The sequence below is a fragment of the Paenibacillus sp. PastM-3 genome, assembly GCF_029893965.1.
GTDB lineage: Bacteria > Bacillota > Bacilli > Paenibacillales > Paenibacillaceae > Paenibacillus_AQ.
The window spans coordinates 37,905-46,884 of record NZ_JARXXP010000036.1 but is presented as its reverse complement, the minus strand read 5'-3'; the positions used below and the strand labels follow the sequence as shown (position 1 = coordinate 46,884).

9 protein-coding genes and 1 tRNA gene are annotated in these 8,980 nt (G+C 49.5%); 9 read left to right on the top strand and 1 reads right to left on the bottom strand.

Translation table 11 applies throughout. The annotated features are described in order from the left end of the window. Positions 1–423 precede the first annotated feature (423 nt). The 9 genes from guaB (at position 424) to M2108_RS28310 (ending at position 8,332) form a co-directional block, all read left to right on the top strand. Entirely contained in the window at positions 424–1,881 is a 1,458-nt protein-coding gene (gene guaB, locus M2108_RS28350; protein WP_277472716.1) for an IMP dehydrogenase, read from the top strand. A gap of 119 nt (positions 1,882–2,000) precedes the next feature. Beyond that, entirely contained in the window at positions 2,001–3,407 is a 1,407-nt protein-coding gene (locus tag M2108_RS28345) for a D-alanyl-D-alanine carboxypeptidase family protein (protein ID WP_481856958.1), read from the top strand. A gap of 40 nt (positions 3,408–3,447) precedes the next feature. Then, the gene (gene pdxS, locus M2108_RS28340; protein ID WP_277472718.1) at positions 3,448–4,329 is read left to right on the top strand and encodes a pyridoxal 5'-phosphate synthase lyase subunit PdxS; all 882 of its coding nucleotides are present in this window, start codon (positions 3,448–3,450) and stop codon (positions 4,327–4,329) included. A gap of 18 nt (positions 4,330–4,347) precedes the next feature. Beyond that, positions 4,348–4,932: a pyridoxal 5'-phosphate synthase glutaminase subunit PdxT gene (gene pdxT, locus M2108_RS28335; RefSeq protein ID WP_277472719.1), complete on the top strand. Its 585-nt coding sequence runs from the start codon at positions 4,348–4,350 to the stop codon at positions 4,930–4,932. A gap of 85 nt (positions 4,933–5,017) precedes the next feature. Further along, on the top strand, positions 5,018–6,307 hold the full coding sequence (serS, locus tag M2108_RS28330) for a serine--tRNA ligase (RefSeq protein ID WP_277472720.1): 1,290 nt from the start codon (positions 5,018–5,020) through the stop codon (positions 6,305–6,307). A 64-nt stretch (positions 6,308–6,371) separates the two neighbouring features. Beyond that, positions 6,372–6,460 (top strand) — tRNA-Ser (locus M2108_RS28325). Between the two features lie 171 nt (positions 6,461–6,631). Then, positions 6,632–6,973, top strand: a complete 342-nt coding sequence (locus tag M2108_RS28320; protein ID WP_277472721.1) for a hypothetical protein — start codon at positions 6,632–6,634, stop codon at positions 6,971–6,973. Between the two features lie 13 nt (positions 6,974–6,986). Beyond that, positions 6,987–7,136 carry a small acid-soluble spore protein P gene (locus M2108_RS28315; RefSeq protein ID WP_277472722.1) on the top strand — a complete coding sequence of 50 codons (150 nt, stop codon included), beginning with the start codon at positions 6,987–6,989 and terminating at the stop codon, positions 7,134–7,136. A gap of 104 nt (positions 7,137–7,240) precedes the next feature. Beyond that, positions 7,241–8,332 carry a hypothetical protein gene (locus tag M2108_RS28310; RefSeq protein WP_277472723.1) on the top strand — a complete coding sequence of 364 codons (1,092 nt, stop codon included), beginning with the start codon at positions 7,241–7,243 and terminating at the stop codon, positions 8,330–8,332. 72 nt (positions 8,333–8,404) lie between these two features. Here M2108_RS28310 and M2108_RS28305 read toward each other — a convergent pair whose 3' ends face one another. Continuing rightward, positions 8,405–8,971 (bottom strand): GNAT family N-acetyltransferase, encoded by a 567-nt coding sequence (locus M2108_RS28305; protein ID WP_277472724.1) that lies wholly within the window; start codon positions 8,969–8,971, stop codon positions 8,405–8,407. Between the last annotated feature and the right edge of the window lie 9 nt (positions 8,972–8,980).

Here is an 8,980-nt window from a genome sequence, read left to right as displayed (position 1 = left end):
CGCCGATGGTACTTGGACCGAAGGGTCCTGGGAGAGTAGGACGCCGCCAAGCACACAAAGCCATTGTTGAGCAATCGACAATGGCTTTTTTGTTGTTTTAATATTGCAGGAATAATTACAGTTATTACTCCGCTAAATGTCCACTGTGAATGGACTGAGGTCCAAGAATTCGCTTACGCGGCAGGCTTTTTTTGAAACCTTTCCAGGATGATGTAATATTCTTGACAGGCTAAAAGGCCTTTGCTAAGATGGCAATAATATATTTTTGGACAAGCATCTCAAACCTTAATTGAAGATATTCATTAATGCAGCTTCGCTACTCCTGCCGGTGTCTATCGGATATGGACTCTGGCCCGACCGAAGTTTCTTCATTTATAAAGTTTGCGGACGTTTAGAACGACAATTCGAGGAGGAATGACCCAGGTGTGGGAAGATAAGTTTGGCAAAGAAGGACTGACTTTTGATGATGTGCTGCTGGTACCGCGTAAATCTGAGGTGCTGCCTAAAGAAGTAGACCTGAGTACGGTTTTGAGTAACAATGTGAAGCTCAATATTCCGCTTATCAGTGCCGGGATGGATACCGTAACTGAAGCAGCAATGGCCATTGCGATTGCCCGTGAAGGCGGAGTTGGCATTATTCACAAGAATATGTCTGTAGAGCAGCAGGCTGGCGAAGTCGATCGGGTAAAGCGTTCCGAAAGCGGCGTAATCACGAATCCTTTCTCCCTCACACCGGATCATCTGGTATCCGATGCGGAACGTTTAATGGGTAAATACCGTATCTCCGGAGTACCAATTGTCGATGATAACAACAAACTGGTCGGCATTATTACTAACCGTGATATGCGCTTTATTCATGACTACGGCGCGCCGATCAGCGAATATATGACCCGTGATAATCTGGTAACGGCTCCTGTCGGCACAACCCTGCAGGAAGCAGAGGTTATGCTGCAGCGCCACAAGATCGAAAAACTGCCGCTGGTTGATGACAATAACATTCTCAAAGGACTTATTACTATTAAAGACATTGAGAAGGCAATTCAATTCCCTAACGGGGCTAAGGATGCTCAAGGCCGCCTGCTCGTAGGTGCAGCTATCGGTATTTCGAAGGATGCGGATGAACGTGCGAAGGCTCTGATTGATGCCGGTGTCGATCTGCTTGTTGTGGACTCGGCTCACGGACACCATATCAATATTATTGAAGCAGTTCGTAATCTGCGCGCCAAGTACCCTGACCTCACAATTGTAGCTGGTAACGTAGCTACTGGTGAAGCTACCCGTGATCTGATTGAAGCAGGTGCATCCATTGTTAAGGTTGGTATCGGACCGGGTTCGATCTGTACAACCCGAGTTATTGCCGGTATCGGTGTACCGCAGATTACTGCCATCTATGATTGCGCAACAGTCGCACGGGAGTATGGAGTACCGATTATCGCAGACGGCGGGATTAAATACTCGGGTGAGATTACTAAGGCGATTGCTGCCGGCGCATCTGCAGTAATGATGGGAAGCCTGTTTGCCGGAACAGAAGAAAGCCCGGGAGAATCCGAGCTGTACCAGGGACGCAAGTTCAAGGTATACCGCGGGATGGGAAGTATGAGTGCTATGAAGCAGGGAAGTAAGGACCGTTACTTCCAGGATGATGACAAGAAGCTGGTTCCGGAAGGAATCGAGGGCAGAGTTGCATTTAAAGGGCCGCTTTCCGATACCGTTCACCAGCTGATCGGCGGACTCCGTTCAGGTATGGGATACTGCGGTACCAAGACTTTGACTGAGCTGCGTAACGACACCAGCTTTATCCGGATTACCGGAGCAGGCCTCCGCGAGAGTCATCCGCATGATGTGCAGATTACCAAGGAAGCGCCTAATTACTCCTTGTAATTGCGCCAATTCGCTAAAATACGGGCAGGCAGGGCATAATTCGCTCTGCCTGTCTTTTTTTGCAGATACCCCTGTGTTAGAATAGAACAAGCAATGGATATGAGGACCAAAGGAGAGTATTGATTTTGAAGCACAAGCGTAAATTCAGCAGCAAGCAATTTGTGATCAAGACAGCGACAGTAGTTCTGCTTTTAAATATGTTAGCTTCTCCTGTAAGTTCCGCAGTATTAGCAAGTGAGGTTCAGACTCCGGCTACAACAGAAGCAGGCACAACCGGTACAGGTACGGCGGCAACGAATACAGCTGCTGCCAAAATTCCTTCGATAGAATCTCTGGGGCTTAATGTGAGCTCAGCTGTATTAATTGAGCCTACAACCGGAGAAGTTCTTCTATCGTATAATGCCGATGAGGCGCTGCCTCCGGCCAGTATGACCAAGATGATGACAGAATACCTTGTGACCGAAGCTGTTAATAACGGGCAGCTTTCCTGGGATCAGACGGTTACTATTCAGGAGAATGCGGCCCAGCAGGTCGGCTCCCGGATTTTTTTGGCGCAGGGTGACCAACATACCGTTAAAGAGCTTTACATAGCTATGGCAGTGGGCTCAGCCAATGATGCTACTGTTGCACTGGCAGAGCTGGTTTCCGGCTCGGAACAGCAATTCGTAACCCTGATGAATGAGACTGCCCAGAAAATGGGGATGAAGACGGCTTATTTCATTAACTCGACCGGTCTTGACCGGGCAGATATGCCTTCCAAGTACCGTCCGGAAACGGATCGCGAAACGGTCATGTCTGCAATGGATGCAGCTATACTTGCTAAATATATAGTAACTGAACATCCTGATTTTACTGAGTTCACAACGATCCAATCCTATAAGTTTCGTGAGCGCGATGCCAAGCCGATGATTAACTACAACTGGATGCTCGAAGCCAATAAGGATATAGCGAACTTTAAGGCTTATGCATATCCGGGTCTTGACGGACTGAAGACAGGACACACTACCAAGGCAGGCAACTGCTTTACCGGTACGGCAGTACGTGACGGTATGCGTCTTATCAGTGTCGTTATGGGAGCCGATTCGGAAGCACACCGCTTTACAGAGACTAAAAAGGTGCTTGACTATGGCTTCAATAATTTTGAAATCAAGCAGGTAGTAGCCGCCAAGTCTGTGATCACAGGAAATGAAACCGTACCTGTACAAAAGGGCAAAAACGAGAGCGTACCTGTAGTTACAGACGCCGGTGTAACCTTTATTGTGCCAAAAGGAACGGTGAACCCGGCAATCGAAACGGCTGTTGCGGTCAACGACGCCTCGACTCTCGTTGCTCCTATTGCCAATGCTACTGCTGTCGGAAAGGTGACTTACACCTATAAGATAGAAGGCATGGAACAGGCCCAGCAGAAAACGGTCAATCTGATCACAGCAGAAGAAGCAGAGAAGGCAGGCTGGTTTAAGCTGCTGATGCGGGCAATTGGCGATTTTTTCGGTGATTTGTTTACAGGAATTAAGGATCTGTTCTAATTATTAGCGGGATATAGTAAAAAAATCGGGGGGTCAGGAAATGGAAACAGGAACATCGAGGGTAAAAAGAGGTATGGCAGAAATGCAAAAGGGCGGCGTCATCATGGACGTCATGAATGCTGAGCAGGCAAAGATTGCCGAGGCTGCAGGTGCAGTAGCCGTAATGGCGCTGGAGCGTGTTCCTTCTGATATTCGCGCCGCAGGCGGCGTAGCACGTATGGCTGATCCTACTATTGTAGAGGAAGTCCTCAAAGTGGTAAGCATTCCTGTAATGGCCAAAGCCCGGATCGGCCATTATGTTGAAGCAAAAGTGCTTGAATCGCTGGGCGTAGATTATCTGGATGAGAGCGAAGTGCTCACGCCTGCTGACGAAGTATTCCATATCGACAAACGCGAGTTCACTGTTCCTTTTGTGTGCGGAGCCAAAGATCTTGGAGAGGCGCTGCGCCGCATTAATGAAGGGGCTTCCATGATCCGTACCAAGGGTGAGCCGGGAACAGGCAACATCGTTGAAGCTGTGCGGCATATGCGCTACATTAACAGCCAGATCCGCAAAGTAACCAATCTGTCCAAGGATGAGCTGTACCATGAAGCCAAGACTCTGGGTGTCCCTTATGAGCTGCTGCTCGAAGTTCATGAGCTTGGCAAGCTGCCGGTTGTTAATTTTGCCGCAGGCGGTGTGGCTACTCCTGCCGACGCTGCCCTGATGATGCACCTGGGGGCAGATGGTGTTTTTGTAGGCTCGGGTATTTTTAAATCGGATAATCCCGAGAAGTTTGCCCGCGCCATCGTGGAAGCAACCACTCACTTTACCGATTACAGACTGATTGCCGAGGTATCCAAGAATCTCGGCACCCCGATGAAGGGGATTGATATCGCCACTCTGACTCCGGCTGAACGCATGTCAGAACGCGGCCGTTAATAGAGAGAAGGTTGGCGCATGAGAATAGGAGTGTTGGCGCTTCAAGGCGCTGTAACAGAGCATATTGTCAGTATAGAGAAGACTGGAGCCGAGGGCCTTCCTATTAAGCGTGTTGAACAGCTTGAGGAAGTGGACGGCCTGATTATTCCCGGTGGCGAGAGCACAACAATCGGCAAGCTGATGCGCAAGTACGACTTTATTGAAGCCATACGTGATTTTTCGGGCCAGGGCAAGCCTATCTTTGGCACTTGTGCCGGGATGATTGTACTGGCGAAGAGAATTGCCGGCGGCGAAGATTCTCATCTGGGGCTGATGGATATAACCGTGGCCCGGAATGCCTTTGGCCGCCAGCGGGAAAGCTTTGAATGTGACCTCGATGTAAAAGGAATTAGCGAGCCGGTCCGCGCTGTATTTATACGTGCTCCGCTTATCAGTGAAGTAGGTCCTGAGGTTGATGTGCTTACCGTTTATAATAATGAGATTGTTACAGCACGGCAGGACAATCTGCTGGTTTCCTCCTTTCATCCGGAGCTGACAGAGGATTACCGACTGCATCAGTACTTTGCCGATATGGTGAAGGCTAAGGCTGCTGCGACACAATAGAACTGCATATAAGAACAACCTGACTCTTTCAATGCTGCAAACGGCAATCTGAAAGAGTCTAGGCTGTTTTCAGGAGGGAAACTTTGTGCTAGATGTAAAAGTATTGCGCAGTGACTACGCTAAAGTAGAAGAAGCGCTTAAGAACCGTGGTAAATCGCTTGATCTGATTGCCGGATTCCCGCAGCTTGACCTGCGCCGTCGGGAACTGCTGCAAGAGACAGAAGGACTCAAGAACCGCCGTAACGTTGTTTCAGGCGATGTAGCCAAGAAAAAGAAAAACGGAGAGCCGGCTGATGACCTGATCGCAGAGATGCGTACCGTTTCTGACCGGATTAAAGAGCTGGATGATGAAGTCCGTGAGCTTGAGGCACAGATTGATGAGCTGACGTTGAGCATCCCTAACATTCCCCACGAATCGGTGCCGGTAGGCAAGTCCGAAGAAGATAATGTCGAAATCCGGCGCTGGTCCCAGCCGCGCGAGTTCGGGTTCACACCGAAATCCCATTGGGAGCTTGCGCAGCAGCTGGATATTCTGGATTTCGAAGCTGCTGCCAAGGTTACAGGCTCCAGATTTGTATTCTATAAGGGGCTCGGAGCGCGTCTTGAGCGTGCATTGATTAACTTCATGATGGATTTGCACAGCGGAGAGCACAATTACGAAGAAATGCTTCCGCCGCAGATTGTAAATAAGGACAGCTTATACGGTACGGGCCAGCTGCCGAAGTTCGAAGAGGATCTGTTCAAGCTGCGGGATACAGAGTATTACCTGATTCCGACTGCAGAAGTACCGGTAACGAACTATTACCGTGAGGAGATTCTGACAGCTGCGGACCTTCCTAAGTATTTTGTCGCTTACAGCTCCTGCTTCCGTTCTGAAGCCGGTTCAGCAGGCCGTGACACCCGCGGGCTTATCCGCCAGCATCAGTTCAACAAGGTGGAGCTTGTAAAGCTTACTACGCCTGAGAGCTCCTATGAGGAGCTTGAGAAGATGACAGCAGACGCTGAGCGTGTGCTGCAGTTACTGGAGCTGCCGTATCGCGTTCTGGGACTCTGTACAGGCGATATGGGCTTCACATCGGCCAAGACCTATGACCTCGAGGTGTGGCTGCCGGAGAGCGCTATGTACCGTGAGATTTCTTCCTGCTCGAACACGGAAGACTTTCAGGCCCGCCGGGCTAATATCCGTTTCCGCAAAGAGCCTAAGGCCAAACCGGAATTTGTCCATACACTCAATGGATCGGCACTGGCAGTAGGACGGACTGTGGCAGCGATCCTGGAGAATTACCAGCAGGAAGACGGCAGTGTACTGATTCCGGAAGTGCTTCAGCCATACATGCGTAACACAAAAGTAATCACTCCAAAAGTTTCTCAGTAGTACTTGTATATTCTTCACCAAATGTGGTACAATTCCTAATGCATGTGAAATTTAGATGCATTATGGAGAGGTACCGAAGCGGTCATAACGGGGCGGTCTTGAAAACCGTTAGGGTGCAAGCCCACATGGGTTCGAATCCCATCCTCTCCGCCATTTTTTTTAATACAATGATCTGCAGATAGAAGCCGTCTTCTCCGGAAGGCGGCTTTTTATGATTGCCGGCATTCATAGAGATTTATGCCGGATCCATTCACCTTTGCTGCGGACAGGAATAAAAACCTCCGCTTCTCCGCAATGTAATAGAGAAGGAGGCTGATCATAACAATGAACCGAGAAATGCAGTTGGACCAGAATACGCTGATTTCAGCCTGGCAGGAACGTCTGCCTGCGCTGATGCAAGACGGGGACAGCTTTAGCCTGCAGGGGGATGCGGCAGACCAGAACAGCCTGCTCATTCATTTTAACGCTGCCGGCCATCAGGCGTACTCCCTGGATTTTCGCTGTACCTATGTGGACAGCCGGGAGGTTGCCGTTGATTTGGTTGATGTGGAGCAGGGGGGGCGTCATACGGATGAGCACACCGATGCTGTCCAGCAGCTGGCGCAAAAGTATACCAGACAGATTCACGAATGCGCCCAGGCGCTGCAGAATCTGACTAATCCTTAGGAGGCGATGTAAAATGAGTAAGCCAAAAAGCGTGCCTGTACCGGGAACAGAATCAAATCGGAACTCCAGACAAGAGCATCATTCTTCCGGTCCCGAGCCGTTATCGGGCTCCAAAAAGGTAAAGCAGGCTAATCATGTGGACCATAATAACCCGCAAGGTTAGATTGGAACCCGGCAGTATCTGAAACGTAATGTTTCTCATATTTGATAATTGGTTTATCATTAACAGGGGGAAGTAATATTTTTACATGGGAGAGGAGAACTATAATGTTTAAAAAATGGGGGCTTTCCGCAGCGGCTTTGCTGCTTACAGCTGCAGTTATTTTACCCGGATGCGCAAGTAAAGAGGAGTCACCGAAAGAAGCGATATCGTCGTCTGCAAAAGAGGCGTTAACGATGACTTCTTACGAAATGAAGAGCGTACTTACTATCAACAACCTGACGATTGATGCACCTGCGGGGGCTGGGGATGAGACTACGGGCATGGTGCTCAATATGCTTCAGAACGCTGATATCTCCATTAATGGCGTCCATCAGTCAGACCCGATGCAGACCGAATTAACAATGGTGCTGAATCTGAAGGGGGACATGGCCATGTCCTTCAACATTCCGATGGTGCTGACCACAGATAAGATGTATGTCAAAATCCCGTCGATTCCGTTCCTGCCGCTTCCGGAGACCATCGTTGGCAAGTTCCTGGAGCTTGATCCGAAAGAGCTTGCTGAACAGCAGGGAGTGGGTGTAACACCGGGGACAGTGGATACCAAGAAAGTTCAGGATCTTTCCAATGAGGTAGTGAGCACGCTGCTGGGTGAATATGACGAAGAGACGTACTTCAAGAATGTGAAGCCTGAGGATGCGGGGCTGCCTGAGGGCGTGGATGCTAAGCAGGTTGTCCAGTTCCAGGTGACAAACAGCAATGTCAAAGAGGCGCTTACCATTTTGGTGAACAATGCACTGCCTAAGATCATTGATATCCTGGGCAAAGAAGAGTACAAGGAAATGCTGCAGATTGACGAAGCCAAGCTCGCGGATATTAAACAGCAGCTCCAATCGGGTGAGGCCCGGGCAGAGTTCGATAAAGGCTTAGCTGACCTGGACTCCTATCTGACAGTAAACAACTTCCAGCTGAACACAGCCATCAACAAGGATGATTTCCCAGTGTATCAGAACCTGCTGATGGATGTGGTAGTTAAGGATCCGGAGCAAGGGCAGAATATCAATCTGTCACTAACCGGTACTAATCAGTACAGCAAAATCAATGAGAAGCAGACCTTCGTGATCGGTATCCCGCAGGGTGAGAATGTTATTACAATGGAAGAGCTGCAGCAGCAATTTGGCGGAATGAGCACTTATTAATCGTTATCCTATACAAAATACAAAAACCTGCAGAGTGCTGAGTGCAAACTGCAGGTTTTTGTTATATGTGAGCTATGAGCGGGCTGTCAAAAAATCATCGGCCAATATTGCATAGGTCCGGTGGTCCTGCCATTCGCCGTTGATCTTGAGGTACCGGCGGGCTATGCCTTCAGCCTGAAAACCGCTTTTCTCCAGCACCCGGCGTGAAGCATCGTTGTGGAGCAGGATGCAAGCCTGTACTCTGTGCAGTGCAAGGGCACGGAAGGCATGCTCCAGGATCAGGCTTACTGCGGCGGTCATATGACCTTTGCCTTGAATAGCATAATCTATAAAGTAACCCAGATCGGCATACTGAGCCACCCCGCGCACCAGATTCGAAAGTGTAATCTGACCGATCAGCCGTCCGTCAGACATGAAGATGCCGAACATATAAGCCCTGTCCTGCTCCGAGTCGCTCAACCGCTGGCTGATCAGCTGCTGCTGGCTCTCCAGGGTGAAATAATCAGCCTCGCGCAGCGGTTCAAACCGCTGATGATGCTCCTTGTTGCGCAGACGCAGCTCCAGAAGCTCCTGTGCATCCTGCAGCTGCAGTAATGAAAGATAGATGCCTTGTGCATGATTGTAGAGCTTAAATGACATAACAGGGTT

What these genes read in the sequence shown, in the direction of transcription:
- M2108_RS28320 (WP_277472721.1), top strand. Translation starts at nt 6,632, where the DNA reads ATGAACCGAGAAATGCAGTTGGACCAGAATACGCTGATTTCAGCCTGG.
- M2108_RS28315 (WP_277472722.1), top strand. Translation starts at nt 6,987, where the DNA reads ATGAGTAAGCCAAAAAGCGTGCCTGTACCGGGAACAGAATCAAATCGG.
- M2108_RS28310 (WP_277472723.1), top strand. Translation starts at nt 7,241, where the DNA reads ATGTTTAAAAAATGGGGGCTTTCCGCAGCGGCTTTGCTGCTTACAGCT.
- pdxT (WP_277472719.1), top strand. Translation starts at nt 4,348, where the DNA reads ATGAGAATAGGAGTGTTGGCGCTTCAAGGCGCTGTAACAGAGCATATT.
- M2108_RS28305 (WP_277472724.1), bottom strand. Translation starts at nt 8,971, where the DNA reads ATGTCATTTAAGCTCTACAATCATGCACAAGGCATCTATCTTTCATTA.
- pdxS (WP_277472718.1), top strand. Translation starts at nt 3,448, where the DNA reads ATGGAAACAGGAACATCGAGGGTAAAAAGAGGTATGGCAGAAATGCAA.